General features: G+C 73.7%; 21 protein-coding genes. 14 read left to right on the forward strand and 7 right to left on the reverse strand.

Annotation, left to right across the window (positions count from 1 at the left end; genetic code table 11):
* The first annotated feature begins 8 nt into the window (after positions 1–8).
* The 6 genes from ABD292_RS25720 (at position 9) to ABD292_RS25745 (ending at position 6,137) form a co-directional block, all read left to right on the forward strand.
* Positions 9–278, forward strand: coding sequence for a sulfurtransferase TusA family protein (locus tag ABD292_RS25720; RefSeq protein WP_344211493.1), 270 nt, complete (start codon positions 9–11; stop codon positions 276–278).
* 87 nt (positions 279–365) lie between these two features.
* Positions 366–1,376: a LacI family DNA-binding transcriptional regulator gene (locus tag ABD292_RS25725; protein WP_344211495.1), complete on the forward strand. Its 1,011-nt coding sequence runs from the start codon at positions 366–368 to the stop codon at positions 1,374–1,376.
* A 192-nt stretch (positions 1,377–1,568) separates the two neighbouring features.
* On the forward strand, positions 1,569–1,886 hold the full coding sequence (locus tag ABD292_RS25730) for a DUF3140 domain-containing protein (RefSeq protein ID WP_344211497.1): 318 nt from the start codon (positions 1,569–1,571) through the stop codon (positions 1,884–1,886).
* Positions 1,887–1,943: 57 nt separating this feature from the next.
* Positions 1,944–2,159: a hypothetical protein gene (locus tag ABD292_RS25735; protein ID WP_344211499.1), complete on the forward strand. Its 216-nt coding sequence runs from the start codon at positions 1,944–1,946 to the stop codon at positions 2,157–2,159.
* Between the two features lie 13 nt (positions 2,160–2,172).
* Entirely contained in the window at positions 2,173–5,043 is a 2,871-nt protein-coding gene (locus ABD292_RS25740) for an AfsR/SARP family transcriptional regulator (RefSeq protein ID WP_344211501.1), read from the forward strand.
* 191 nt (positions 5,044–5,234) lie between these two features.
* On the forward strand, positions 5,235–6,137 hold the full coding sequence (locus tag ABD292_RS25745) for a fatty acid desaturase family protein (protein ID WP_344211659.1): 903 nt from the start codon (positions 5,235–5,237) through the stop codon (positions 6,135–6,137).
* Here the strand turns inward: ABD292_RS25745 and ABD292_RS25750 are convergent.
* Complete coding sequence (locus ABD292_RS25750) at positions 6,129–6,350, reverse strand: hypothetical protein (RefSeq protein ID WP_344211503.1); 222 nt, start codon at positions 6,348–6,350, stop codon at positions 6,129–6,131. The genes ABD292_RS25745 and ABD292_RS25750 overlap by 9 nt on opposite strands.
* A 31-nt stretch (positions 6,351–6,381) precedes the next feature.
* Between ABD292_RS25750 and ABD292_RS25755 the strand changes: the two genes are divergently transcribed.
* The 4 genes from ABD292_RS25755 to ABD292_RS25770 all read left to right on the forward strand — a co-directional run bounded on the left by ABD292_RS25755 (position 6,382) and on the right by ABD292_RS25770 (position 10,276).
* Positions 6,382–7,506, forward strand: a complete 1,125-nt coding sequence (locus ABD292_RS25755; RefSeq protein ID WP_344211505.1) for a sensor histidine kinase — start codon at positions 6,382–6,384, stop codon at positions 7,504–7,506.
* On the forward strand, positions 7,503–8,171 hold the full coding sequence (locus tag ABD292_RS25760; RefSeq protein WP_344211507.1) for a response regulator: 669 nt from the start codon (positions 7,503–7,505) through the stop codon (positions 8,169–8,171). The genes ABD292_RS25755 and ABD292_RS25760 overlap by 4 nt, the downstream gene beginning before the upstream one ends.
* A 98-nt stretch (positions 8,172–8,269) precedes the next feature.
* The gene (locus ABD292_RS25765; protein ID WP_344211509.1) at positions 8,270–9,523 is read left to right on the forward strand and encodes a cytochrome ubiquinol oxidase subunit I; all 1,254 of its coding nucleotides are present in this window, start codon (positions 8,270–8,272) and stop codon (positions 9,521–9,523) included.
* Positions 9,524–9,535: 12 nt separating this feature from the next.
* A complete protein-coding gene (locus ABD292_RS25770) occupies positions 9,536–10,276 on the forward strand; it encodes a cytochrome d ubiquinol oxidase subunit II (RefSeq protein ID WP_344211511.1) in 741 nt (246 codons plus the stop codon).
* Here ABD292_RS25770 and ABD292_RS25775 read toward each other — a convergent pair.
* Both ABD292_RS25775 and ABD292_RS25780 read right to left on the reverse strand, forming a co-directional pair.
* A complete protein-coding gene (locus tag ABD292_RS25775; protein ID WP_344211513.1) occupies positions 10,273–12,039 on the reverse strand; it encodes a bifunctional metallophosphatase/5'-nucleotidase in 1,767 nt (588 codons plus the stop codon). The genes ABD292_RS25770 and ABD292_RS25775 overlap by 4 nt on opposite strands.
* 36 nt (positions 12,040–12,075) lie before the next feature.
* On the reverse strand, positions 12,076–12,846 hold the full coding sequence (locus ABD292_RS25780; RefSeq protein ID WP_344211515.1) for an alpha/beta fold hydrolase: 771 nt from the start codon (positions 12,844–12,846) through the stop codon (positions 12,076–12,078).
* 73 nt (positions 12,847–12,919) lie between these two features.
* Here ABD292_RS25780 and ABD292_RS25785 point away from each other — a divergent pair, with 73 nt between their 5' ends.
* On the forward strand, positions 12,920–13,549 hold the full coding sequence (locus ABD292_RS25785) for a TetR/AcrR family transcriptional regulator (protein WP_344211517.1): 630 nt from the start codon (positions 12,920–12,922) through the stop codon (positions 13,547–13,549).
* Here the strand turns inward: ABD292_RS25785 and ABD292_RS25790 are convergent.
* A complete protein-coding gene (locus ABD292_RS25790; protein WP_344211519.1) occupies positions 13,536–15,197 on the reverse strand; it encodes an alpha-amylase family protein in 1,662 nt (553 codons plus the stop codon). The two genes, ABD292_RS25785 and ABD292_RS25790, sit on opposite strands and share 14 nt — an antisense overlap.
* 29 nt (positions 15,198–15,226) lie before the next feature.
* Entirely contained in the window at positions 15,227–15,919 is a 693-nt protein-coding gene (locus ABD292_RS25795; protein ID WP_344211521.1) for a TetR/AcrR family transcriptional regulator, read from the reverse strand.
* Between the two features lie 54 nt (positions 15,920–15,973).
* On the opposite strand from ABD292_RS25795, the gene ABD292_RS25800 reads away from it, so the two are divergent.
* The 3 genes from ABD292_RS25800 (at position 15,974) to ABD292_RS25810 (ending at position 18,732) form a co-directional block, all read left to right on the forward strand.
* Positions 15,974–17,092, forward strand: a complete 1,119-nt coding sequence (locus ABD292_RS25800) for an FAD-dependent oxidoreductase (RefSeq protein ID WP_344211523.1) — start codon at positions 15,974–15,976, stop codon at positions 17,090–17,092.
* Between the two features lie 92 nt (positions 17,093–17,184).
* Entirely contained in the window at positions 17,185–17,385 is a 201-nt protein-coding gene (locus tag ABD292_RS25805) for an EF-hand domain-containing protein (RefSeq protein ID WP_091092764.1), read from the forward strand.
* 81 nt (positions 17,386–17,466) lie between these two features.
* Positions 17,467–18,732 (forward strand): PucR family transcriptional regulator, encoded by a 1,266-nt coding sequence (locus tag ABD292_RS25810; protein WP_344211527.1) that lies wholly within the window; start codon positions 17,467–17,469, stop codon positions 18,730–18,732.
* Here ABD292_RS25810 and ccrA read toward each other — a convergent pair.
* Both ccrA and ABD292_RS25820 read right to left on the reverse strand, forming a co-directional pair.
* Entirely contained in the window at positions 18,707–20,020 is a 1,314-nt protein-coding gene (ccrA, locus tag ABD292_RS25815) for a crotonyl-CoA carboxylase/reductase (protein WP_344211529.1), read from the reverse strand. The genes ABD292_RS25810 and ccrA overlap by 26 nt on opposite strands.
* On the reverse strand, positions 20,017–25,623 hold the full coding sequence (locus ABD292_RS25820) for a beta-ketoacyl synthase N-terminal-like domain-containing protein (protein ID WP_344211531.1): 5,607 nt from the start codon (positions 25,621–25,623) through the stop codon (positions 20,017–20,019). Before ABD292_RS25820 ends, ccrA begins: the two co-directional genes overlap by 4 nt.
* Positions 25,624–25,758 lie beyond the last annotated feature (135 nt).

Raw genomic sequence — 25,758 nt, forward strand, 5'->3', positions numbered from 1 at the left:
CTGGAAGCATGCCTGATCTCGTTGTCGACGGCGGCGACAAGCTGTGCGTGCAGCTCCTCATCGAGCTGCGCGGTCACGTGCGCCGCGCCGGCCCCGGCGCCGTGATCCATCTGATCGCCACCGACCCGGCCGCGCCCGTCGACCTGCCGGCCTGGTGCCACCTCACCGGGCACACCTACCTGGGGCCGGTCGAGGGAGCGGGGCGGCCGACGTTCGCGCTGCGGGTGGCGGAGGAGGCGCACGAGACGCAGGACGCGCGGCCCTGGCACGTGGCTTGACCGGTTAACGGAGGTCTGCTCCGGGTGGCCTACAGTTAGAGGCGGTTACCCGGTTCAGGGCGGGAGCCAGGTCAAGAGAGGGAGTCCGTGAAGCGACCGACGATCGCCGACATCGCCAGCAGGGCGGGCGTCTCCAAAGTGGCGGTGTCCTACGCGCTCAACGGGCAGCCCGGCGTGTCGGAGGCGACACGGGCCAGGATCGTCGCCATCGCCGAGGAGATCGGCTGGCGGCCCAACAGCGCCGCGCGGGCGCTCAACGGGGCCCGCGCCGACTGCGTGGGGCTCGCGCTCTGCCGTCCCGCCCGGGTCCTCGGCGTCGAGCCGTTCTTCATGGAGCTGATCAGCGGCATCGAGGGGGTGCTGGCCGACCGGTCCTACGCGCTGCTGCTCCAGGTCGTCACCAGCCACCAGCAGGAGAGCGAGGTCTACCGGCGCTGGTGGGGCGAGAGCCGCATCGACGGCGTCTTCCTCGTCGACCTGCACACCTCCGACACCAGGATCGGCGAGCTGGAGCGGCTCGGCATGCCGGCCGTGGTCATCGGGCACCCGTCGCAGTCGGGCTCGCTGTCGGCGATCTGGTCCGACGACGGGCAGGCCGTCCGCGAGACGGTCGGCTACCTCGTGGCGCTCGGTCACCGGCGCATCGCCCGGGTGGCGGGGCTGCCCGAGCTGGTGCACACCGCGCTGCGCGACCGGGCCTTCGCCGAGGCGTGCCAGGGGGTGGCCGAGCCGGTCACGGTCCACACCGACTACACCGGCGAGGAGGGCGCCCGCGCCACCCGCCGCCTGCTCAGCTCGCCCGACCGGCCGACAGCGATCATCTACGACAACGACATCATGGCCGTGGCCGGGCTCTCGGTGGCCCAGGAGATGCGGGTCGAGGTGCCGCGCGACCTGTCCGTGGTGGCCTGGGACGACTCGCCGCTGTCGCGGGTCGTCCGGCCGCCGCTGACGGCGCTCACCCGCGACATCCCGGCCTACGGGGCGCACGCGGCGCAGCGGCTGCTCGCGCTGATCGCCGGGGAGAGCGTCCCCCCGTACGAGGACCAGGCGGCGGCGCTCACGCCGCGCGGCAGCACCGGCCCCGCCCCGCTGTAGCGTCCCGGCACGTGTCGCGCGGCCGGGGCCAGGCGGCTGGCAGACCGCGTGGCCCTGCGCGCGACACGTGCCGCCCCCTCCTTCGCGGCGGGTCCGACCTCACTGAGCGCTCGGGCCGACGGTCGAATACCTCCATGTCGCCACGAATCTGGACGGGCGCGTAACGCCAGGTCTGCGGGGTAGGCGGCACCCATGACTGAGAGCCTTGACACCGATCTGCTCTGGGAAGAGTTCCACCGCGCGGTCAACATGAACTCGGAGGAGCTGCGCTCGTACCTGCTGGCGGACGCGTCGAACGAGGACGGCTTCCCGCCCGACCCCGACCTCGGCATCGACGAGCTCGGACGGGGCGTGCTGCACGTCCTGAGCAAGCGCAAGGGCGATCTCACCAGGACCGATCTCGACGTGATGCGGCAGGTCATCGAGCTGGTCGAGACCCTGGACGGCCGGACCGACGACGAGTCGCGGCGCGAGCTGATGTCCGTCGGCCACGACCCGCTGCGAGGCTGACCCCCTACCGGGGGCGCGCACTGCAAGAATGGGTCTTCGTCCATCCGAGGAGATCCGTTGAGAGACAACCTCGACCTCGCCGCGAGCGCCCAGAAGCTGGCCGACGCCGCCCCGACGGGATCGATCGACCGCGCCGCCGCCTCGTCCGTGGCCATCACGCTCGCCACCACCCGCGACATCGACCAGGCCAGGGAGACCCTGGGCGGGCTCTCCCCCGAGGAGGTGCGCGAGGCCGCGCTGCAGCTCTTCGACCGGCTCTCCGCCGACTCCTAGGGCTCCCGGGCCGATGCGGGTCGGGATTCTGGGGCCGCTGCAGGTGGCGGGCGCCCAGGTGGGCGGGGCCAGGGTGCGGGCCCTGCTGGTGCGCCTGGCGCTCGACCCCGGCCGGGTCGTCCCCGCCGACCGGCTGATCGACGACCTCTGGCCGGACGAGCCGCCCGCGCATCCGGCTGCAGCGCTGCAGTCCCTGGTGTCGCGGGCCCGGCGCGAGGCCCCCGGCCTCATCGGCTCCCATCCCGCCGGCTACCTGCTGGACGTGCCGCCGGGCGAGGTGGACGCCTGGGCGTTCGAGCAGCTCGTACGCGACGGCGAGGTCCACCGGGCGCTGGCGCTCTGGCGGGGGCCCGCGCTGGCCGACGCGGCGGACCTGCCCTTCGCGGCGGGCCCCGCGGTGCGGCTGGAGGAGCTGCGCCTGACCGCGCTCGCCACCAGGATCGCCCACGACCTGTCCACCGCCGGTCCGGTCCTGGAAGGGCTGGTGGCGGAGCTGGAGGGGCTGGTGGCGGCGCATCCGCTGCGGGAGCCGTTCCACGCGCTGCTGATGCGGGCGCTGTCGGCGCTGGGGCGGCGGGGCGAGGCGCTGGCCGTCTTCGAGCGGATCAGGGCCGCCCTGGGCGACGAGCTGGGCGCGGGCCCCGGGCCCGAGCTGCGCGAGGCCCACCTGGAGGCGCTGCGGGAGCCGCCGCCCGCGCCGCGCGGCAACCTGCCCGCCCCGGTGACGAGCTTCGTGGGCCGGACCGGCGACGTTTCCCGGCTGCGCGCCCTGCTCGGCGGCGGGACCCGGCTGGTCACCCTGACCGGCGCGGGCGGCGCGGGCAAGACCCGGCTGGCGCTGGAGGCGGCCGGCGGGCTGGTCGCGCCCGGCGGGGTGTGGCTGGTGGAGCTGGCCGCCGCGGACGGGGTCCGGGCCGCCGTGGAGAGCGTGCTGCGGACCAGCGACCCGGCGGCGGCGTTACGCGGGGCCGGCGCTGTGATCGTGCTCGACAACTGCGAGCACGTGGTGGAGGAGGCCGCCAGGGTGGCGGGGCGGCTGCTGGCGGAGGTCGCGGACCTGCGCATCCTGGCCACCAGCCGGGAGCCGCTCGACATCCCCGGCGAGACCGTTCATCCCGTCCCTCCGCTGCCGGAGACGCAGGCCGTCGAGCTGTTCGCGGCGCGGGCCGCCGCGGCCAGGCCCGGCCTGCGGGTGGAGACGGACCAGGCGGCGCGGATCTGCCGGGAGCTGGACGGCATCCCGCTCGCCATCGAGCTGGCCGCCGCCCGCCTGCGCACGATGCCGGTGCCGCTGCTCGTCGAACAGCTCGGCGAGCAGCGGCAGCGCCTGGCCCTGCGCGGCGGGCGCACCGCCGAGCCGCGCCACCGCACGCTGCGCGCGGTCATCGACTGGAGCTGGAACCTGCTCTCCGACGCCGAGCGCGAGCTGCTGCGCGGGCTGACCGTCTTCTCGGGCGGCGCGACGTACGAGGCGATCGCCCGGGTCTGCGGCGGCCGTCTGGACCTGCTGTCCTCGCTCGTGGACAAGTCGCTCGTCGCGGTCTCCGGCGACCGCTACACGATGCTGGAGACGATCCGCGAGTACGCCGCCGCCGACCTGCCCGAGCTGCGCCGCGCCCACGCCCTCCACTACACGGAGCTGGCCGAGCGCGCCGAGCCGCACCTGCGCACCGGCGCGCAGTTCGCCTGGCTGGCGGTGCTGGACGCCGAGCACGGCAACCTGGAGGCCGCGCTGCGCCACGCCGAGGACCCGCTGCGGCTGATCCTGCCGCTGTTCTGGCCGTGGATCATGCGGGCCAGGCTGCGGGAGATCCGCGAGCAGGCCGCCGCCGTGCTCGCCCGGGTCGGGGACGTGCCGCCGCCGGGCAGGGAGCTGGCGCACGGGCTGTGCCGGATGCTGGCGGGCGAGCCGGCGTCGGAGGCGGTGCGTGACTCCGACCATCCGGCGGCGCTGAACTTCTGGGCGATGGGGGCCGTGCTGGGCACCCCTGACGACGTCGTGGCGCTCACGGAGCGCGGCGCCGAGCGGCTGCGCGAGCATCCCGACCCGTGGGTCAGGTCGGCGGCGCTGCTGGTCGCGGGCCTGGTGCGGTTCGAGTACGGCGCCGTGGCGGGCGCGGAGGACCTGCTGGAGCCGGCGCTGGACGGCTTCAGGCGGACCGGCGACCGGTGGGGCCAGTGGGCGGCGTCCTACTGGCTGTCGCTGGCGGCCGAGAACCGCGGCGACTTCGCCGCCGCCGTCGCGCTCACCGAGACGCCGGGGATGGCCGGGTCGCCGGGGCTGCCGGGGCTGGAGGAGGTGGCGCTCGGGCCGATGTCGTACCTGCTGCGGCTGGGGCAGCTCAAGTGCCGGGCGGGCGACCTCACGGGCGCGGCCGGCGCGCTGGCGCGGGCGCAGGAGGCCGCCGAACGGTCGCGGGAGCCCGAGCCGCTGGCCCGGGTGCTGCACGCGCGCGCCGAGCTGGCCCGGCGCGGCGGCGACCCGGCGGAGGCGCGGCGGCTGCTGGAGGCCGCGCTCGCCCTGGACGTCGAGGCGAGCGCGCAGTTCCGTGCGCTGCTCCAGGTCGAGCTGGCCCGGGTGGCCGAGCCCGGCCGCCCGCTGCGCGCGGCGCTGGAGCTGATGGCCGGCTGCTCCGACCGGACGGTGCGGGCCACGGTGCTGGAAGGCGTGGCCGGGCACCTGGAGCCGGCGCCCGCGGCCGAGCTGCTGGGCGCGGCGCGGGCGCTGCGCGGCATCGCCGAGTCCGCCGACCCGTACGTGACCGCCCTGGCCGCGCGCTGCCGCGAGGCGCTGGGCGCGGCCGGTTTCGCGGCGGCCGTGGAGAGGGGCGCGGCGCGGCCGGACCCGGAGCGGCACGCTCTGGGGTCGCTCGCGTCCCGGTGAAACGCCACGACCTGCGAAGCTTCCCTACCGGTGTCCGATACGTCAGGGTGGCAACAACGAATCCGTGAGGAAGGAGACCTGTGGCCAGTCCTGGCACGCTGGACGCTAGGGGAAGCGATTTCGCCCGGCTAGCCCATCGCATCGCGGACGCCGGTCTGCTCGACCGGCGTCCCGTCTACTACGCGGTCCGGATGGGCGTCTGCGTCGCCGTCTACGTCGCCTCCTGGACGCTGTTCGCCCTGGTGGGCGACTCGTGGCTGCAACTGCTCGTGGCGGCGCTGCTGGCCGTGGTGTTCAGCCAGTTCGGCTTCCTCGCCCACGATCTCGGCCACCGCCAGGTCTTCCGCACCCGCCCGCCCAGCGACCTCGCGGGCCTGCTGTTCGGCAACCTCGCGATCGGGCTCGGCTGGGGCTGGTGGAACAGCAAGCACAACCGGCACCACGCCAACCCCAACCACGAGGACCACGACCCGGACGTCTCGCCCGCGGTGATCGTGTTCTCGGCGGACCAGGTCGCGAGGAGCCGCGGCCTGCCCAGGCTCGTCGCCCGCCACCAGGCGTTCTGGTTCCTGCCGCTGCTCACGCTGGAGGCCTGGCACCTGCACGTGGCCAGCGTGAAGGCGCTGCTCAAGCCGGGGGCGCGGCGGCGGTGGCAGGAGCTGGGGCTGCTCGCGGCGCACTTCGCGGCCTACTTCGGCGCGGTCTTCGCGGTGCTGCCGCCGGGCAAGGCGCTGGCGTTCCTGGCCGTGCACCAGGGGCTGTTCGGGCTCTACCTGGGGTGCACGTTCGCGCCGAACCACAAGGGCATGCCGGTGCTCACCAAGGAGGACAAGCTCGACTTCCTGCGCAAGCAGGTGCTCACCTCGCGCAACGTGCGGGGAGGGCCGGTCCGCGACGTCCTGCTCGGCCAGCTCAACTACCAGATCGAGCACCACCTGTTCCCGAACATGCCCGCGCCGAACCTGCGCCGCGCCCAGCCCATCGTGGAGCGCTACTGCGCGGAGATCGGCGTCAGCTATCTGCAGACCGGCCTGGTCGCCTCCTACCGGCAGGCGCTGGGTCATCTGCACGAGGTGGGCGCCTCGCTACGCTGACTCCTCCTCCTCCAGGCGGGCGACCAGCCTGTCGCGGCGGCGCTCCAGCTCCGCGATCAGCTCGACCTGCTCGTCCGCCTGGCTGATCACCGCGGCCTTCTCGATCTGGTCGGTCGCGCCCATGTCCCGGATCTGCTCGCGGATGTCGTGGTTCTCCGCGCGCAGCCGGGCCAGGTCCTCGTCGAGCCGGCGCAACTCATCCTTGGTGCTCATCCACGGACGGTACCCGTACAGAATGGGAGGCATGCGAAAGCCCTCCACCAGCACGCTGGTCTCGCTCGCGGCGGTCGGCGTCGTGGCGGTGGGCACGGTGGTCACCGCGATGCTCAACCCGTCGCGGCCGCCCAACCTGCTGGACGTGCTGCTGCCGCTGGCGGCGAGCGCGGCGACGCTGGTCCGGCGCAGGTTCCCGGTCACGGCGCTGATCGTGGTCGCGCTCTGCGTGGCGCTCTACTACCCGTGGGGGCGACTCGACGGGCCCCTGCTGGTGCTGGCGTTCGTCGTGCTCTACACGGCGGCCGACCTCGGGCACCTCACCGCGGCCGTCGCCACCGGTGGCACGCTGCTGCTGGCGATGGGGCTCGGCGAGTCCGGCGGCACCCGGCACGTGGACGACACGATGTTCGTCGCGATCGGCGGCTGGGTGGTGGCGGCGGTGGCGTTCGGCGGGGTGACCAGGACGCGGCGGGCCTACCTGCTGGAGGCGGAGCGGCGGGCGGCCGACGCCGAGCACAGCAAGGAGGAGGAGGCCAGGCGGCGGGCCAGCGAGGAGCGGCTGCGCATCGCGCGGGAGCTGCACGACGTGCTCGGGCACAACATCTCCATGATCAACGTGCAGGCCGCGGCGGCGCTGCACGGGCTGAAGAAGCGGCCCGAGGAGGCCGAGCGCGCGCTGCGCACGATCAAGGACACCAGCAAGGAGACGCTGCGGGAGCTGCGCACCACGCTGGGGGTGCTGCGGCAGGTGGACGAGGGCGCGCCGACCGCGCCGGCCGACAGCCTGGCCAGGATGGACGCGCTGGTCGCCGCCTCGGGCCTGACCGTGCGCACCGAGCTGTCCGGGCCGCTCGACGCCCTGCCCACCGAGGTGGACCTGGCCGCCGCCCGCATCATCAGGGAGGCGCTGACGAACGTCTCCCGCCACTCCGGCGCGGCCGAGGCCCGGCTCTCGGCCGCCTGCCGGGACGGGGAGCTCGTCGTCCGCGTGGAGGACGACGGCCCCGGTGTCACGTACGACGGGGGCAGCGGCTTCGGCCTGCGGGGCATGCGCGAGCGCGCGAGCGCGCTCGGCGGCACGCTGGAGGCCGGTCCGCGCCCCGAGGGCGGCTTCCGCGTGGTCGCCCGCCTGCCGATCGAAGGAGCCCGATGATCCGCGTGCTGCTCGCCGACGACCAGACCCTGGTACGGGCGGGTTTCCGGTCCATACTCAGCGACGAGGACGACATCGAGGTGGTCGCCGAGGCCCCCAACGGCGAGGTCGCCGTGGCCGGAGCCCGCGAGCACCGGCCCGACGTCGTGCTCATGGACATCCGCATGCCCGAGCTGGACGGCCTGGAGGCCACCCGCAGGATCGCCGGCGACCCGCGGCTCGACGGCGTCAAGGTGATCATCCTGACCACGTTCGACCTGGACGACTACGTCTACGGGGCGCTGCGGGCGGGCGCGAGCGGCTTCCTCGTGAAGGACACCGAGCCGGCCGAGCTCATCCACGCGGTCCGGGTGGTGGCGCGGGGCGACGCGCTGATCTCGCCGTCGGTCACCCGGCGGCTGATCGCCGAGTTCGCCGGCCGGGTGAAGCGGCCCGAGCCGGGCCCCCGGCTCAACGCGCTGACCGAGCGCGAGCGGGAGGTGCTGACGCTGGTCGCGGCCGGGCTGTCCAACGACGAGATCGCCGCCCGGCTGGTGCTGAGCCCGGCCACGGCGAAGACGCACGTCAGCCGCATCATGACCAAGCTGGCGGCGCGCGACCGGGCCCAGCTCGTGGTGCTCGCGTACGAGGCCGGGATGATCACGCCGGGCTGGCTTACCACCTGAGCGGTACGCGAGGGACCCTCCTGCATCCCAGGGTGTACGGGCAATCGTCGTCCCCGGCATGACGCGGCGGCCGGTGCCGTGACCGGAGACTCTGCGGCATGGAAACGGTGGATCTCGCCCGGCTGCAGTTCGCGCTCACGGCGGGCGCGCACTTTCTCTTCGTCGCGCTCACTCTGGGCCTCGCGACCCTGGTGGCCGTGCTCCAGACCCGGGCGACGGTGACCGGCAGCCCGATCCATCTGCGGATGACCCGGTTCTGGGGCCAGCTCTACCTCATCAACTACGCGATGGGCATCGTCACCGGCCTGGTCATGGAGTTCCAGCTGGGGCTGGCGTGGAGCGGGCTCACCGAGTACGCGGGCGACGTCTTCGGCTCGGCGCTGGCCATCGAGACGCTGGTGGCGTTCTTCGTCGAGTCGACGTTCCTCGGGTTGTGGATCTTCGGCTGGAACCGGCTGAACCGGTGGGCGCACCTGGCGCTGATCTGGGTGGTGACGCTGACCGCGTACGCGTCGGCGTTCTGGATCATGGTGGCGAACGGCTTCCTGCAGCGCCCGGTCGGCCACGTGCTGGAGGGCGGGGCGCTGCGGATCGCCGACTTCGGGGCGATGGTCGGCAATCCGGCCGCGCAGCTCGCGTTCTGGCACATCCTGGGCGGTGCGCTGCTCACCGGCGGGTTCTTCATGGCCGGGGTGAGCGCCTACCACCTGCGGAGGCGCACGGCCGAGCAGGACTTCTTCCGCAAGTCGCTGCGGCTCGGGCTCGGGCTGGCGCTGCCGGCGGCGATGTTCACGGTGACGTTCGGCGGGCTGCAGTTCTCCTACCTGCAGCCGTCGAAGACCGCGGTGTGGGCGGACCGGGCGGAGCTGATGGCCGAGACGCAGGCCGCGATGGCGGCGCTGCACGGGCCCGGCGACTACCTGCCGCCGGTGGGCGCGGTGCGGGTGGCGGGCGTGCTGATGATGGTGCTCTGGCTGGTCATGACCGTGGTGGCGGGGCTGAGTGTGCTGCTCATGGCGTTCCGGCCGGCCGTACGGTCCTTCCGGCCCTGGCACTGGCTGCTGACGCTGATGATCCCGGTGCCGTTCGTCACGATGCTGGCCGGATGGGTGTTCCGGGAGGTGGGACGCCAGCCCTGGGCCGTGTACGGCCTGCTCACCACGGCCGAGGCCATGTCGCCGCTGACCGCGACGCAGGTGCGGGTGTCGCTGACCGCGTTCGTCGCGGTGTTCGCGGCGCTCATCGCGGTCAACTACTGGCTGCTGGCCCGGCACGCCCGGCGCGGCCCCGGCGCGGTCGCGCTCGGCGAGCAGCCGGTCGGGCCCGCCCCCGCCCCCGTCCCCACCTTCTAGGAGTACGCCGTCATGGAGATCTTCGTTCTCGCCTTCTTCGCCCTCGGCTACCTCGTGCTGGGCGGGGCCGACATCGGGGTCGGCATGGTGCTGCCCTACCTGGGGCGCTCCGCGGCCGAGCGGCGCGAGGTGATCGCCGCCATCGCGCCGTTCTTCCTCGGCAACGAGGTGTGGCTGGTGGCGACCGCCGGGGTGCTCGCCGGGCTGTTCCCCGAGCTGGAGGGCGAGCTGCTGAGCGGCAACTACACGCTGGTGGTCGGGCTCGTGCTGGCGTGGGTGGTGCGCGACATGGGGCTGTGGCTGCGCGGGCGGCTGGAGCGGCCCGGCTGGCAGGCGTTCTGGGACGGCGCGACCGTGGCGGGGAGCTGGGGGCTCGCGCTGACCTGGGGGCTGCTGCTCAGCCGCGTGCTGCTCGGGCTGGAGGGGCCGATCGCGGTGCTGCCCGCGCTGGTGGTGGCCGCGCTGTTCGGCACGCACGGGCTGACGTTCGCGGCGCTGCGGCTGCGCGGCGGGCTGCGGGAGCGGGCGGGCGTGCTCACGGGCGGCGGCGGGGAGGCGCGGGCGTACGCGCTGACCGCGGCGGCGCTGCTGGCCGTCGGGGTGCTGGCGGGGCTGCGCCTCCCCCTGCATCCGGGCACGTCGGGGCCGGTGCTGGTGCCGGTGGTCCTGGCACTCGTCCCGTTCCTGGTGGCGTCCCAGGCGTGGGTGTGGTGGACCTTCCGGCACCGGGTCACCGGGCCTTCGTACCTTTAGAAGACCGGAACCCCTTCCCTGGTGAGCTTCCAGTTGGAGGCGGCGAAGTCGGCCGGGTCGATGGTGCCCTTGGCGGTGGCGTACTCGATGAGCGCCTGGCGGATCTCCACCTGGGCGTTGTAGAGGACGGGGGCGGTGGTGACGTGCGGGAAGCCGCCGCCGCCCGACTGCCGGTAGTTGTTGATCGCGACCACGAACTCCTTGTCGGCCGGGACGGGCTGCCCGTCGTAGGTCAGGTTCGCGATGCGCTGCCCGACCGGCTTGCTGACGTCGATGTCGTACGAGACGCCGGAGAGCTGGTCGTAGTTGTAGTCGGGGGTGCCGGAGGCGTTGGTGAGCGTGGCCACGTCCACCGGAGCGCCGGGGGCGAGCTGGTTGAAGTACTTCGCCGAGTACTCCAGGTAGTCCTTGATCTGCGCGCCGGTCAGCTTGATCGCCAGCAGCGTGTTGTCGTAGACGTAGAGGCCCGCCACGTCCCTGACCCGGACGTCACCGGCGGGGAAGACCGCCGAGCGGCTGAACGGGGCCGCGATCGACAGCACCGGCAGCGTGTTGTCCGGCAGCGCCTGCTTGACCGTCTCGGTCTGCACCTGCTGGATGTAGTCGAGGATCGGCGTGTCCTTGTACGGCGACTCGGCCGCCGACAGCTCCTGCGCCGACTTGGCCACGACCTTGTTGACGTAGCCGACGGTGGTGTCGTGCTGCGGCTTCAGCAGCGAGACGATCTTGGGGTCCTCGGCGACCGTGTTGGTGTTGATCGTGGCCGAGGACTTGCCGGTCACGACCCACTTGCCGCGCTGCTTGGCGAGCTGGAAGTCCAGCCGGGACAACCGCTGGCCCCACCGGCCGGGCTCGGTGAGCAGCACCTGCTGCCCGGTGACCTTGTTGGTGACGAACTTCTGCGGCACGTCGTTGTGCGCGTGCCCGAACAGCACCGCGTCGATGCCCGGCACCTGCTCGGCGACCAGGGCCGAGGCGTTCTCGACGGGCAGGTCGCCGCCGTAGGAGGACATGCCGTTGTCGCCCGCGTGCGCGGTCACGACGACCACGTCCGCGCCGAGGCCGCGGATGACCGGCACCCACTTCTTCGCCGAGTCGACCAGGTCGGTGAAGCGCAGCTTGCCCTCGACGTTGGCCTTGTCCCAGATGGCCACGCCGGGGTTGGTGAGGCCGAGCACGCCGACCTTGATCGGCTTCTCGCCCTTGACCTTCATGGTCTTGATGACGAACGGCTGGTACGCCGGCAGGCCCGACTTCGCGTGCACGGCGTTCGCGCCGAGCACGGGGGCCTTCATCTGCTTGATCCAGGTGGCAAGCAGCGGCAGACCGTAGTTGAACTCGTGGTTGCCCAGGGTCACGGCGTCGTAGCCGATGGCGTTCATGGCCTTGGCCATCGGGTGCGTCTGGCCGGTCTCGGTGATCGGCTCGATCTTGGCGTAGTAGTAGGCGAGCGGCGTGCCCTGGATCGTGTCGCCGGAGTCGAAGAGCAGCGTGTGGCCCGGCCCGCGCTCGGCCCTGATCGTGTTGACCAGCGTGGAGACCTTGGCCAGGCCGACGCTGTTGCCCGCGCTGTCGGCGTAGGCGGCGTCCTTGAAGTAGTCCCAGTTGAGGACGTTGCTGTGCAGGTCGGACGTGCCCATGACGGTGACGGTGACCGTCTTCGCGGGTTCCGCGTGGGCGGCCCCGGCCTGAGCGGGGAGCGCTGCCAGGGCCAGCGCGGTCAGCGCGGCGGCCCCGGCGAGGGCGAGCTTCTTGGTCTGCATGTGCCTGGAGGGTAATCGGGACAAATTACTCAGTGGTTACGATTTACCCAACGGCTCCCGGGTCACGAACTCCCGGATCAGCGCGGTGATCTCGGCCGGGCGCTCGTGCAGGACCACGTGACCGCTGTCGAGCTCGGCGTACTCGCTGCCGGGGATGGCGGCGTGCATCGCGCGGGCGTGCTCGACCGGGACCAGGTAGTCGCGGGTGTTGCCGACGACCAGCGTGGGCGCGGTGATCTTGGGGAGCAGGTCGCGGACGTCCACCCTGAGGTCCAGCTCGATCTGGCGGAGCGTGCCGCGCGGCGGCTCCCCCATGAGCGCCGCGACGCCTGCCTCGCGGACGAACTCGGGGCTGAAGCCCACCAGCGGCCCGTACGCGGCGAAGCTCTCGGGGTCGGTGCGGGCGAGCCTGGCCCAGGTGCGCAGGCCGAGTTCGAGCCGGTCGTCGGCGAGGTGCGTCCAGCCCGCGATGAGCACCAGCCGCCGGACCAGCTCGGGCCGCTCGGCGGCGACCGCGGCGGCCACGACCGCCCCGAGCGAGAACCCCACCAGGTCGGACGGCCCCTCGAAGGCCGCGGCGACCTGCCCGGCGAGCAGGTCGAGCGTGAGCTCGCCGCCGGGGTCGGCGGTGGCCCCGCTGCCCGCGTAGTCGGGGGTGATGACGGTGCGCAGGTCGCTCAGGCCGGGCACGAGGTGGGCCCAGTTGGTCGCGGCGTCGCCGCCGGTGCCGTGGACCAGGACCAGCCCGGGACCCTCGCCGGCGCGGCCGTAGTGGACGGGGCCCGCGGGGTGCTGCGCGATGGGCATGGTTCTCCTCAACCTTTCTTTAGTGATCGCTACAGAACAGACAATAACATAGCGATCGCTATAGAATGACGGCATGGCAAGGCAGCGGACATTCGACCGGGACCTCGCGCTGGAGCAGGCGCTACGGGCGTTCTGGCGGCGCGGCTACGAGGCGACCTCCATCGCCGAGCTCACCGCCGCGATGGGCATCAAACCACCCAGCCTGTACGCCGCCTTCGGCGACAAACGCCGCCTGTTCGAGGAGGTCGTCGCCCGCTACCAGCGCACCTACGGCGCCTTCACCACCCGCGCCCTGAACGAGGAGCCCACCGGGCGGCAGGCGATCGAGCGCGTGCTGAGGGAGGCCGCGGCCGAGTACGCCGACGCCGCGCACCCGCCCGGCTGCATGATCGTCTCCTCGGCGGTCAACTGCGGGCCGGAGTCCGCCGAGGTGGAGGAGCTGCTGCGCGAGCACAGGAAGGAGGCCACGGCCGCGCTGAAACGGCGCATCGACGACGACCTCGCGGCGGGCCGCATCCCGGCCGGCACCGACACGGCCGGGCTGGCCGCCTTCTACGCCTGCGTCATCCAGGGGATGTCGACGCAGTCGCGCGACGGGGCGGGACCCGCCGAGCTGCGGCGGATCGCCGCCCTCGCCATGGCGGCCTATCCGGCTGCTGATCCGGCCGCTGCTCCGGCTGCTGCTCCGGCTACTGCGACATGACCCCCGCGTCCTCGGGGGCGATCTCCGGCGGGGAGGCCCGCAGCCAGCGGCAGTCGTGCGGCCCCAGCGGCAGCTTCACCTTGGCGTCGGCCGACACGTCGAGCGTGCCGTCCACCAGCAGGTCCGTGAGCTGCTGACCCTCCAACCCCGGCAGTTCCAGCTCGGCGTCCACCGCCGTGTCGCACAGGTTGTGCGCCACCACGACCGTGGCGCCGTCGGCGTCGCAGCGGTGCGCGAAGACCGCGGGGTGCCCGGCGTCCAGCACGGTGTACGTCCCCCACGCCAGCTCCGGGCACTCCCGGTAACGCTCGATGAGCAGCTGGAACCAGCGCAGCAGCGAGGCCGTGTCCCGCTTCTGGTCGGCGACGTTGACCCGGTCGGGGGCGAAGGAGCCCTCCGGCATCTCGCGCACCGGATCGGCCTGGCTGAAACCGCCGTCCGGCGTCCACTGCATCGGGACGCGGACCGCGAGCCGGCCCTCCTCGGCGAGGTTCTCGCCCATGCCGATCTCCTCGCCGTAGAAGATGACGGGGGTGCCGGGCAGGGAGAACAGCAGGCTGTAGGCCATCTTGACGTGGCGCAGGTCACCGCCCAGCATCGTCGGCAGCCGGCGGCGCAGGCCCCGGCCGAAGATCTGCATGTCCTTCTCCGGCCCGAACGCGTCGAAGACCTCCTGCCGCTCCTCGTCGGTCAGCTTGTCGAGGGTGAGCTCGTCGTGGTTGCGGAGGAACATGGCCCACTGGCCGTCCTTCGGCGGCTTGGGACGCTCGCGGAGGGCGTCGGCGAGGGGGCCGGCGTCCTGGCGGGCCAGCGACAGCCACGCCTTCTGCATGCTGATGAAGTCGAAGCACATGGTGACCTGGTCGCCGAGCCCGTCGCCGAAGTACTTCACCAACTCCGGGTAGGGCACGTTGACCTCGCCGAGCAGGATCGAGCCGCCCTTCCTGCGGGTCATGAACGCCCGCATGTCCTGGAGGAACTCGTGCGGATCGGGCAGCTTCGGGTCGACGTTCTCGATGAGGAACGGGACGGCGTCCACCCGGAAGCCCGACAGGCCGAGCTCCATCCAGAACCCGAGAATGCGGGTGATCTCGTCCCTGACCTCGGGGTTGGCCACGTTGAGGTCGGGCTGGTGCTTGTAGAAGCTGTGCAGGTAGTACTGCTTGGAACGGTTGTCCCACTCCCAGAGGGAGTCCTCCTTGTCGGGGAAGACCACCTTGCTCGGGTCGTCCGGCTCCGGCTTGTCGGACCAGACGTACCAGTCGCGCAGCGGCGAGTTCTTGCTGCTGCGGGACTCCTTGAACCAGGGGTGCTGGTCGGAGGTGTGGTTGACGACGAGGTCGGCGATGACGCGCAGGCCGCGGTCGTGGGCGGTGCGCATGAACTCCACGAAGTCGCCCAGCGTGCCGAGGCGGGGGTCGATGCTGTAGAAGTCGGTGATGTCGTACCCGTCGTCCTTGTTGGGGGTCGGGAAGAACGGCATCAGCCACAGACACGTCACACCGAGCCCGGCGAGATAGTCGATCTGCTGGGTGAGCCCGCGGAAGTCGCCGACGCCGTCACCGTTGCCGTCCTTGAAGGTCTCCACGTCCAGGCAATAGACGACGGCGTTCTTCCACCAGACGTCAGAGGTGTACGTCAGTCGCATGACCCCCCGACTACCCCTGCTTTGCCGTTTCAGGCGATTCGCGCGGCGACGGCGTCGAGCACCCAGTCGAGCTCCAGGTCGAAGGACGTCCCCGCGTCCGTCTCCGTGCCCTCGTGCACGAACCTGGCCAGCGCCGGATAGCGGCCCGTGTCCAGCATCCTCGTCAGGTGGGGGCCGTGGGCGCGCTGCCAGTCGTGCTCGGACAGCCCCGTGGCGCGCTCGGCGCGCAGGTTCGCGATCTCGCGCCTGATCGCGCCGGTGACGTAGGCGTTGACGGTCGCCACGGCGCGCGCCACGGTGTCCACGTCGGCGAGGCCGTCGAACGCCGCCAGCGTGACCTCGGCGGCGGCGAGGGCGTTGGGCCCGAGGCTCGGCCGGCCGCCGAGCAGGTCGGCCAGCCATTCGTGGCGGAGTGCGGCCTGCCGGGTGCGGCGGGCGTGGGCGCGCAGGGTCTCGCGCCAGCCGGTGGCCCGGCCATCCGGGGCGGGCAGGATCTCGGCGTAGACCGCGTCCAGCATGAGATCGAACAGCTCTTCCTTGGTGGCGAGGTAGCCGTAGAGCCGCATCGGGCCGGCGTCGAGCCGGGCCGCGACCTTGCGCAGCGACACCGCCTCCAGCCCGCCCTCGTCGGCCAGCTCGACGGCGGCGGCGACGATGCGCTCGCGGTCGAGCGGCACGGGCGCGGGCCGGGGCTGCGGCTCTGGCCGGTCCCAGACAGTCATGGAATACATCGTACGATTGCGATACGGCGTATCTACTCAATACAGTGTATCGACATGAGACAACGTATCGCCGTCGTCGGCGCCGGGCCCGGCGGCCTCGCCTTCGCCCGCGTCCTGCACCGCCACGGCCACCCCGTCACCGTCTACGAACGCGACCCCGGCCCCCACGCCCGTCCCCCGGGCGGCACCCTCGACCTGCACGAGAACATGGGCCAGTGGGCGCTCGACCGGGCCGGGGTGCTCGACGGCTTCCGGGCCCGCGCGCGTCCCGAGGGCCAGGCCATGCGCATCCTGGCCGAGGACGGGACCGTGCTGCGCGACTGGGCGCCACGGCCCGGCGACCCCCAGCATCCCGAGATCGACCGCGGCGACCTGCGCGACCTGCTGCTCGGGCCGCTCGACGTCCAGTGGGGCCGGGCCGTGACCGAGGTCGTGCCGTCCGCCGGTTCCACGGCGCGGGTGCGCACGGCGGACGGCGGCGAGGAGACGTACGACCTGGTGGTGGGCGCGGACGGCGGCTGGTCGCGGGTGCGTCCGGCGCTCTCGCCCGCGACCCCGCGCTACACCGGCGTGCGCTACGCCGAGACGTCGCTGGACGACGTGGACGCCCGCCATCCCGACCTCGCGCGCCTGATCGGCGACGGCTCCATGGCCGTGTACGGGGTGAACAAGGCCCTCGTGGCGCAGCGCAACAGCGGCGGCCACGTCAAGGTGTACGCCCAGTTCCGCGCCCCGCTGGAGCGGCGGGCGGAGCCGGACGGCGCGCGGGAGGAACTGCTCGCCCTGTTCGACGGCTGGGCCGATCCGCTGCTCGACCTGCTCAGGCGCGGCGGCCCCGTCGTCCACCGCGCGCTGCACGTCCTGCCCGTGCCGCACACCTGGGCGCACGTCCCCGGGGTGACGCTGCTCGGCGACGCCGCCCACCTGATGCCGCCGCTCGGGGCCGGCGCGAACCTCGCGCTGCTGGAGGGAGCCGAGCTGGCCGAGGCCGTGGCCGCCGCCGCTCCGGGCCGCCTGGACGAGGCCGTCGCCGCCTTCGAGGAGCGGATGCAGGGGCGGGCGGTCAGGTGGGCGAGGCTCACCGCGGCCGGGCTCGACCGCATCGTCAGCCCCGACCCGGCCGACGCGCTCGCCTTCTTCGACGAGCTCCAGAGCCCCGAGCAGGTCCGTTAGGGCGGCGTTTGCGGGGGAATGGCGTTCCATCGACGGGCTGCGATCCGCGCCACTAAGGTTCGAACGCGACGACAACCAGAAAGGCCCCCCGCATGAGCGACTACGCGATCACCTTCGATCTCATCGACGTCGACAAGGACGGCCGGATCTCGGCCGAGGAGCTCGTCCGGCTCATGGAGATCATGGGTCAGCCGGTGACGCTGGAGGCGGCGCAGGAAGGCGTGCGCAGGCTCGACAAGGACGGCGACGGGCTGATCGACGTGGAGGAGTTCGGCGCCTTCGTCAGCCGGTGAGCGGTATAGCCGGATGTGATAAAAGCAAGCACTTGCTACAAAACTCCTGTCGCCTGGGTCACAATGGCGACAGGAGGGACGATGGCCATCAAGAGTGACGTACGCGAAAGCCGGGCGCCCGCGGGCCTCGTGAAGACGCTCAGGTCGGGCATCGGCCGGGTCTCCGAAGAGGTGATCGAGGAGATCCAGAACCGCATCCCCGAGTACGCCAGGCGGGAGGACGAGCTCTACATCAAGGTCCTGCGCACCGCGGTCGAGCAGGCCATCGAGGGCTTCCTCGACCGCGTCGAGAGCCCCGACGCCGCCTGGGACCCCGAGCCGTTCCGCATGGTCGGCAAGGGCGAGGCCGCCGAAGGGCGCAACCTGGAGCCGCTGCAGACCGCGCTCCGGCTCGGCGCGCGGGTGGGCTGGCGGCGGCTCACGGAGATCGCCGACCCGCTCGGGCTCTCCCCTCAGTGCCTGTACGACCTGGGCGAGACCATCTTCGTCTACCTCGACCAGCTCGCCGACGCCGCGGCCGAGGGGTTCGAGGAGGCCAGGGCGCGGGCCGCCGGCGAGATCGAACGTCGCCGCGGCCGGCTGCTCGACCTGCTGCTCAGCCAGCCGGCCGCGAGCCCCGAGGCGATCGCCGACCTGGCCAAGGCGGCCGGGTGGCGGCTGCCGCGCACGGTCGCCTGCGTGGCGCTCGACGACCTGCCCGGCGTTCCCGCACAGGGGCCCGCACAGGGGCCCGCGCAGGGGCGGCGTGGGACGGTGTACCGGACGCCGGCCCGGATGCCGGCGCTGCCGCCCGACGTGCTCGCCGGGCTGGAGCGGACCACGCCGTGCCTGCTGGTGCCCGACCCGAGCGGGCCGGGGCAGGCGCAGATGCTGGAGCACGGGCTGCGCGGCTACTGGGGCGCGATCGGGCCCGCGGTGCCGCTGGCCGCGGCGGCGACGTCCCTGCGCTGGGCGCGGGAGGCGCTGGAGCTGTCGCGGCGCGGGGTGCTGCCGCGCGGGCTGCCACGCTGCGAGGACCACATGGCGACGCTGGTGGTGTTCAAGGACGAGGAGCTGGTCAACGCCCTGGCCGAGGCGCGGCTCGCGCCCCTCGCGCACCTCCGCCCCACCCAGCAGGACCGGCTGGCCGAGACGCTGCTGGCCTGGCTGCGGTACGGGCGCGGAGCCGGCGAGGTCGCCGCCCGCCTCCACGTACATCCTCAGACCGTGCGTTACCGGTTACGCCAGCTCGAAGAGCTGTACGGCGAGCAGCTCGCCGACCCGGACGTCCGGTTCGAGCTGGAGATCGCGCTCCGCGCCCGCCAGGCCGTGAACAGGACGTTCAGAGGGGCCGGCGGAAGAGCCTGAGCCGGTCCTCGCCGATCCGCGCCCGCAGCGCGTGGTCCTCGATCCCCAGGTCCTCCGACGGAGCGAGGGCGAGCACGCCGACCTTGCCGACGTGCTGGTTGAGCTGCACGGCGCGGGCCGCCTCCGCCGCCCCCTCCAGCGGGTAGACGGCCGACAGCGTGGGGTGGACCATGCCGAGCGAGATCAGCCGGTTCACCTCGTGGCATTCCTGGTAGTTCGCGCCGTGGGAGCCGATGATGCGCTTGAGCTTCATCCACAGGTGCCTGTTGTCGTACTCGTGGGCGTAGCCGCTGGAGGAGCCGCAGGTCACGACCGCGCCGCCGCGCCTGGCGACGTACACGGACGCCCCGAACGTCTCCCTGCCCGTGTGCTCGAAGACGATGGCCGGGTCCTCCCCCACCTGCCGCCTGATCTCCGCGCCGAGCCGCCGCCAGCCCTTCTCGTCCGCCAGGCCGCCGTCGAGCTGCGAACGGTCCACGACGTACGGGCAGCCCATGCGGCGCAGCAGCTCGGCCTTCTCCTGGCTGCCGACGACGCCGACCGGGATGCCGCCGCCGTTCCTGACGAGCTGCACGCCGTACCCGCCGAGGCCGCCCGTCGCCCCCCACAGCAGCACCACGTCGCCCTGCTTCATGCGCGCGCCACGCTCCCCGACGAGCATCCGGTACGCGGTCGAGGCGCACAACATGTTGCAGGCGGCCTCCTCCCAGCTCAGGTGCCGGGGCTTGGCGAGCAGTTGCGTGGCCTTGACCACGGCGAAGTCGGCGAGGCCGCCGAAGTTCGTCTCGAAGCCCCAGGCGCGCAGGTCGCCCGCCAGCATGCCGTCGTGCTGGATCACCGGGTCCTCGCCGTCCACGTACGCGGGGCTGGTCACCACCCGGTCCCCCACCCGCCAGCGGCGGACCGCGCGGCCGGTCCTGACGATCACGCCGGCCGCGTCCGAGCCGAGCACGTGCACCGGCAGGTCGTGCCGCGCGTCGCTGCGCCCGAACCGCTCCAGGAACGCGAACGTCGGCACCGGCTCGAACATCGCCGACCACACCGTGTTGTAGTTGATCGCGCTCGCCATGACCGCGACCAGCACCTCGTCCTCGGCCAGCTCCGGCATCGGCACCTCGCCGACGTGCAGGGTGCGGCGGACGTCCTTGTCCTGCTCGTCCTGGTCGAAGCTGCCGACCTCGTCCTTGCGCAGGTGGGCGGCGCGGTAGGCGGAGGGCACGTCCAGGCGCGCCAGCTCGGCCGGCTCGGCGCCGGCCACCACCGCCTCGGCGAGTGCTGTCGTCTTCACAGGAGTAGTCCCTTCAGGTGCTCGGCGATGACCTCGACGTGGGGCGGGTCGAGCAGGTTGAGGTGGTGCGAACCGGGGATCTCGACGACCTCCAGCCGGGGCGCGTACGGGGCGAAGCCTCTGGCCGGGTCGTCGGCGTGGGCGTACCGGGGGTCCTCGACGGTCCAGGGGGCGGGCTCGGTGGAGCGGTAGAGGACCGCGCGGCCGTGGTACGGGCCGGCGGGGCGGTAGCGCTCGATGGCCCGGGTGTCGTCGTGCGAGGTGAGCTGGTGGCGCAGGATCGCGGGCGGCAGGGTGGCGAGCACGCCCGACTCGGCGATCCTGGCCTCGGTGAGCGCGAACTGGGCCGGCTCGTCCAGCGTCTCCAGCTCGGCGCGGTCCAGGTGGATCGGGGCGCCGTACGTCCTGGTGAGATAGGCGGCGAAGGCCGCGTAGCGGCGGGCGGCGAGCCTGCGGCGGTCCGGCTCGCCGACCTCGTCGGGGAGGCCGGAGTCGATCATGGCCAGCAGCTCGACGTCGTCCTCGCCGAGCAGCCTCGCGATCTCGAACGCCAGGATCCCGCCGAACGACCACCCGCCCAGCCGGTACGGGGGCTCCGCGGCCCGGCGAATGGCTTCGGCGTAGCGGGCGGCGCGGTCGGGGATGTCGTCCGGCTGGTCCAGGCGTTCCAGCCCGAGGACGGGGACGGGGAGCCGGGCGGCGAGGAGGGCGTACACGCCGGTGGTGCCGCCCGCCGGGTGCGCCAGGAAGATCGGCGCGCCGGCGGGAGCGGCCGGGTTCAGCGACCGGACGACCCCCCGCCCCGCCTCGGCCTCGTCCACCCGCCTGATGGCCACGGCCAGGTCGGCGGGGGTGACGACCTCCCGCGCGGACTCCTGGCCGAGGAGGGCGAGGGCTTCGGGCAGGATGCCGGGCGGCAGCGGCTCGGTGACGGAGGGCTCACGGTCGAGCAGCCCCGCGAGCACGCGGGTGACCTGGCGCTCGGCCGCGTCCCTGGGCTCGACGACGGCGAGACCCAGGCTCTCGGTGACCGTCCGTGCCAGCGCGCCCAGGGTGCCGCCGTTGAGCAGCGGGGCCGCCGCCACCCGTACGCCGAAGTCGTGCTCGATCATGCCCCGCAACCGGGTGGCGGCCAGCGAGTCGAGACCGAGGTCCGTGAGGACGACGTCGTCCCCCAGCCGGGACGGCTCCACCCCGAGCACGGCGGCGGCCCGTTCCCGCAGCTTGTGAGAGACGCCCACCGGCCCCGACAGGTCCTCCAGGGCCGGGGCCTCGGCGACCTCGGAGAAGTACGGGATGCGCACCAGGGACGGGAAGAGCGCGACCGCCCGCGCAGGATCGAGCTTGACCACCCCCGCCGGGAAGTCACGGTGCAGCAGCGCCTCCAGCGCCTCCAGCCCCTCGTCCTCCGTCAGGGGCTCGACGCCCGGGGTGGCGGGCGCGGCGGTCCCCGCCCAGGGACCCCAGTTGACGGCGAGAGCGGGCAGCCCCTCGGCGCGGCGGCGCTCGCACAGCGCGTCCAGCCAGGCGTTCGCGGCGGCGTAGGCCGCCTGGCCCGGCGAGCCGAGCAGGGACGCCGCCGACGAGAACGCCACCCACCAGTCGAGATCCAGGTCCTTGGTGGCGTCGTGCAACCGCTGGGCGCCGACGACCTTGGCGGCCCACACGCGGGCGAGGCCGTCCGGTTCGAGGTCGGCGATCAGGCGGTCGTCGAGCACCCCGGCGGCGTGCACGACGCCGCGCAGCCGCAGCTCGCCCTCGGTGGCGGCGGCCACCAGCCGCTCGGCCGTGCCCGGCGCGGCGAGATCGCCGGTGACCGTCCTGACAGGCCCTGCGTCCGGATGGGGAGTGCGGCTGTTCAGCACGACGCGGGTGGCGCCGCGTTCGAGCAGCAGACGGGCGGTGAGGCGGCCGAGGTGTCCGTGGCCGCCGGTGATGACGTACGCCCCGGGTCCGGCCACGGGGCCATGGGGGGACGGGAGGGTGACACGGCGGAGGCGGGCCGCGTAGCGGATGCCGGCCCGCCAGGCCACCTCGTCGTCCTCGGCGTCGCAGGACAGTTCCCTGACCAGCGCGTCGAGGTCGTCGTGGTCGACGAGGCGGGCGCGGGTCTCGGGATGTTCCAGGGCGAGGACCCGGACCAGGGCCCGGAGGGCGGCGGGCCCGGGGTCGGCGAGGTCGCCGTCGCGTACGGCCTGGGCCCGCTCGGTCGCGATCACGATCCGCGCGCCCCGCCGAGCCAGTTCGGCCACCCGGAGCATGACCCGCTGCACCCCCGCCACCCCGAGCCCCGGCGGCACCAGAACCAGCACCCCGTCACCAGGCAGGACGCCGCCACCCGCCGGGGCCCCCTCGCCCGAAGGGGCGGGCAGGAGGGCGCGGAGGCGGGCGGCCCGCGCATCCCCCTCCTCGGCCAGGACGAGCCAGGGGCGGGACATGCCCGCCTCCGGCGGCGGTGGCACGCTCACCCACGCCCGCGCGACGAGCTTGGCGTCCAGCGTGACGGGGACGGGCCCCGGGAGCAGGTCGATGAGCTCGGCAGCCCCGGCCGCCGGGCCGAACACGGCGCTCCCGTGGACGGTCCACCGGCCTGCGGCGTTCTTCGCCGAGAGCTCGACGCGCCCGTCCGCGAGGGTGATCGTCACCTGGGCGGGAAGCGGCAGGTGGGCGTGCAGCGTCACCTGCCGGAGCTCCATCTCGTCGGAGGTCTCCGCGACGGCCGCGCGGGCGAGCCGCGCCAGGACGGCGGGCGTGAGCACCGGATGGCCGTCCCGGTGCCATTCCTCCGGCGGCAGCCGCCAGGGGGCGTTGGCGAGGTCGTCGAGCGTGGTGGTCCACGAGTGGCAGGACGGCGTCTCGACGTGCGCGCCGAGCAGCGGATGCCCGGTCGGCGGCCGTTTCGGCTCGGCCCAGTGCCGTACGTGCTCCCAGGGCGAGTGCGGCACGTCGGCGAGCCGCCCGCGCGTCCGGGGCGGCACGGCCACGGCGACGGCGGCGAGCTGGTCGTGGAAGGGCCCCTCGGTGACGCGGGCGGTCGCGGGCAGGGTGTCGCGGAGCGCCCCGGACAGCAGCGGGCGCGGCCCCAGCTCGGTGAAGAGGGTGTGCCCGTCCTCGGCCGCCGCCCGTACGGCCTGCATGAGCCGTACGGGACGGCGCAGTCCGGCCGCCCAGTACGCGCCCTCGAACGCCGGCGCCTCGCGCGGATCCTCGAAGACCGGCGAATAGTACGGGATGTCAGGCTTGCCCCCCGCGATCCCGCGCAGATCCTCACGCAGCAGCGGCACCAGCGACCGTACCTGCGGCGAGTGCCCCGCCCCCTCGGCCGTCAGCGTCCGTGCGAACAGCCCCCGCGCCGCCACCGACGCCGCGAACTCCGCCACCCGCTCCGGCTCCCCCGTCACCACGGTCTGCGACGGCGAGGCGTACACGGCGACGTGCAGGTCGTCCGGCACCTCCTCGGCCCCGGTCTCGACGACCGCCATGGCCCCGCCGCCGCCCAGCCCGCCGAGCAGCCGGGCCCGCGCGCAGATCACCCGTACGCCGTCCTCGACGCCGAGCCCGCCCGCCACCACCGCGGCGGCCACCTCGCCCATGGAGTGCCCGATCACGGCGGCGGGCTCGAAGCCGTAGGCCCGCCAGGTCTCGGCCAGCGCGAGCTGCGCGGCGAAGATGATCGGCTGGAGCGTGGCCACGCCGGCCGCGCCGGGGTCGTGGACGTCGATGCCGGCCTCGTCCCGCAGCATGGGGGCCAGCAGGTCGAGGGTGCGGCGGTAGGCGGGCTCTGCGGCGTAGAGCTCAAGGGACGGCCGGTGCGGGCTGTAGCCGCTGAACACCCAGACGGGCCCCTCGGCGGCGGCGACGGGGCCGACCGGCCGGATCTCGCGCAGCTTGGCGGCCAGCTCCCCGGCGTCGCCCGCCACGACGGCCGCCGCCACCCGCCCGCGCCCGGCCCGCCTGGCGAGGGTGTGAGCCACGTCCGCCAGGTCGGCGGGGGGCTGCCAGGAGGCGAGGACGCGGGCGTGGCGCTCGACCCGGCGGGGGGTCGCGTCGGTGAGCAGGAAGACGTGCTTGGCACGGACCGGGAGAGCGGCCTGAGGAGCGGGGAAGGCGTCCAGGGCGACGTGGGCGTTCGTGCCGCCGAAGCCGAACGCCGACACCCCCGCCCTCGCCGGGTCACCACCCTCCCGGCGCGGCCACGGCGTGGGCGCGGTGACGACGCGCAGCCGCTCCCACGGGATGTGCGGGTTCGGCTCGCGGAAGTGCAGGCTGGGCGGGATCACCCCGTGGTGCAGGGCGAGCACGGCCTTGATGAGCCCGGCGACGCCCGCCGCCGCCTCCAGGTGCCCGAGGTTGGTCTTGACCGAGCCCAGCAGGACCGGCGTCGGCACGGCGGCGGCGATGGCCCTGGCCTCGATCGGGTCGCCGAGCAGGGTTCCGGTGCCGTGCGCCTCGATGTAGTCGGGCCCGCGGCCGAGCCACCCGTACACCTGCCGCAGCAGCGACTCCTGCGCCTCCGGGTTGGGTGCGACCAGGCCGTTGGAACGGCCGTCCTGGCCGACGGCGCTCTCCCTGATCACCGCGAGCACCCGGTCGCCGTCCCGTACGGCGTCCGCGAGCCGCTTGAGCACCACGACGCCGCAGCCCTCGGCCCGCACCATCCCGTCCGCCGCCGCGTCGAACGCCTTGCAGCGCCCGTCGGCCGCGGTGCCGCCGCCCCGGTCGAAGGCCACGGTGACCAGCGGCGACAGGAGGAGGTTCACCCCGGCGGCGAGCGCCAGGTCGCACTCGCCGGCGCGCAGGCCGGTGACGGCCAGGTGGGTGGCGACGAGGGAGGAGGAGCAGGCGGTGTCCACGGCCAGGGAGGGGCCGCGCAGGTCCAGCAGGTACGACACCCGGTTGGCGGCGATGCTGAGCGCGGCCCCGGTGGCGGTCCAGGCGTCCACGGCGGCGAGGTCGGCGCCGGTCAGGTGGGCGTACTCGGTGCCGGAGAGACCTGCGTACACGCCGGTGCGGGTGCCGGAGAGCGTGCGCGGGGCGAGGCCGGCGTGCTCCAACGCCTCCCAGGCGGTCTCCAGGAGCAGCCGCTGCTGCGGGTCCATGGCGGCGGCCTCCCCCGGCGAGATGCCGAAGAACTCGGCGTCGAACCCCGCCACGTCGGCGAGGAAGCCGCCGTGCCGGGTGACGCCGGCCAGCGCCTCGCGGGTGCGCGCGGAGCCGTCGTCGAACGCCTCCCAGCGCCCCTCCGGCACCTCGCCGACCGCGTCCCGGCCGTCGACGAGCAGCTTCCAGTACGCCTCGGGGCCGTGCGCGCCGGGGAAGCGGCAGCCGACGCCGATCACCGCGATGGGCTCCCCCGCCGTCCCGCCGACCACGGCGGTCTCCTGGGGCGCGGACAGCGCGCGGGCGAGCCGGTCGATCGTCGGGTGCTCCCACACGATCGTGGGGCTCAGCTCGCGGCCCAGCAGCTCGCCCAGCTCGCCCGCCACCGCGACGGCCTCGCGCGAGGACAGCCCGTGCTCCTCCAGCGGCCGGCCGGGGTCCACGTGCCCGCCGAGCCGCTCGATGAGGAAGGTCCGGATCTCGCTCTCATCGGGTACGTCCACGAAACACTCCCGAGTGCGCCGGGGCCGGGGTGATCGGCCACCCTACTGAGGAGCGCCGGACGGGCGGCACGACCGTACGGAACATTCCTCGGTCATGTTTTGTCACGCCGGTGACAATCCGGGCGAAATTGTCCG

This window comes from Nonomuraea bangladeshensis (genome assembly GCF_039529455.1).
In the GTDB taxonomy this organism is placed as follows: Bacteria; Actinomycetota; Actinomycetes; order Streptosporangiales; family Streptosporangiaceae; genus Nonomuraea; species Nonomuraea bangladeshensis.

Coding starts and splice junctions, on each gene's coding strand:
- ABD292_RS25750 (WP_344211503.1), bottom strand. CDS start 6,350: ATGAGCACCAAGGATGAGTTGCGCCGGCTCGACGAGGACCTGGCCCGG.
- ABD292_RS25740 (WP_344211501.1), top strand. CDS start 2,173: ATGCGGGTCGGGATTCTGGGGCCGCTGCAGGTGGCGGGCGCCCAGGTG.
- ABD292_RS25775 (WP_344211513.1), bottom strand. CDS start 12,039: ATGCAGACCAAGAAGCTCGCCCTCGCCGGGGCCGCCGCGCTGACCGCG.
- ABD292_RS25805 (WP_091092764.1), top strand. CDS start 17,185: ATGAGCGACTACGCGATCACCTTCGATCTCATCGACGTCGACAAGGAC.
- ABD292_RS25765 (WP_344211509.1), top strand. CDS start 8,270: ATGGAAACGGTGGATCTCGCCCGGCTGCAGTTCGCGCTCACGGCGGGC.
- ABD292_RS25795 (WP_344211521.1), bottom strand. CDS start 15,919: ATGACTGTCTGGGACCGGCCAGAGCCGCAGCCCCGGCCCGCGCCCGTG.
- ABD292_RS25730 (WP_344211497.1), top strand. CDS start 1,569: ATGACTGAGAGCCTTGACACCGATCTGCTCTGGGAAGAGTTCCACCGC.
- ABD292_RS25760 (WP_344211507.1), top strand. CDS start 7,503: ATGATCCGCGTGCTGCTCGCCGACGACCAGACCCTGGTACGGGCGGGT.
- ABD292_RS25800 (WP_344211523.1), top strand. CDS start 15,974: ATGAGACAACGTATCGCCGTCGTCGGCGCCGGGCCCGGCGGCCTCGCC.
- ABD292_RS25810 (WP_344211527.1), top strand. CDS start 17,467: ATGGCCATCAAGAGTGACGTACGCGAAAGCCGGGCGCCCGCGGGCCTC.
- ABD292_RS25770 (WP_344211511.1), top strand. CDS start 9,536: ATGGAGATCTTCGTTCTCGCCTTCTTCGCCCTCGGCTACCTCGTGCTG.
- ABD292_RS25745 (WP_344211659.1), top strand. CDS start 5,235: ATGGGCGTCTGCGTCGCCGTCTACGTCGCCTCCTGGACGCTGTTCGCC.
- ABD292_RS25790 (WP_344211519.1), bottom strand. CDS start 15,197: ATGCGACTGACGTACACCTCTGACGTCTGGTGGAAGAACGCCGTCGTC.
- ABD292_RS25720 (WP_344211493.1), top strand. CDS start 9: ATGCCTGATCTCGTTGTCGACGGCGGCGACAAGCTGTGCGTGCAGCTC.
- ABD292_RS25785 (WP_344211517.1), top strand. CDS start 12,920: ATGGCAAGGCAGCGGACATTCGACCGGGACCTCGCGCTGGAGCAGGCG.
- ABD292_RS25780 (WP_344211515.1), bottom strand. CDS start 12,846: ATGCCCATCGCGCAGCACCCCGCGGGCCCCGTCCACTACGGCCGCGCC.
- ABD292_RS25755 (WP_344211505.1), top strand. CDS start 6,382: ATGCGAAAGCCCTCCACCAGCACGCTGGTCTCGCTCGCGGCGGTCGGC.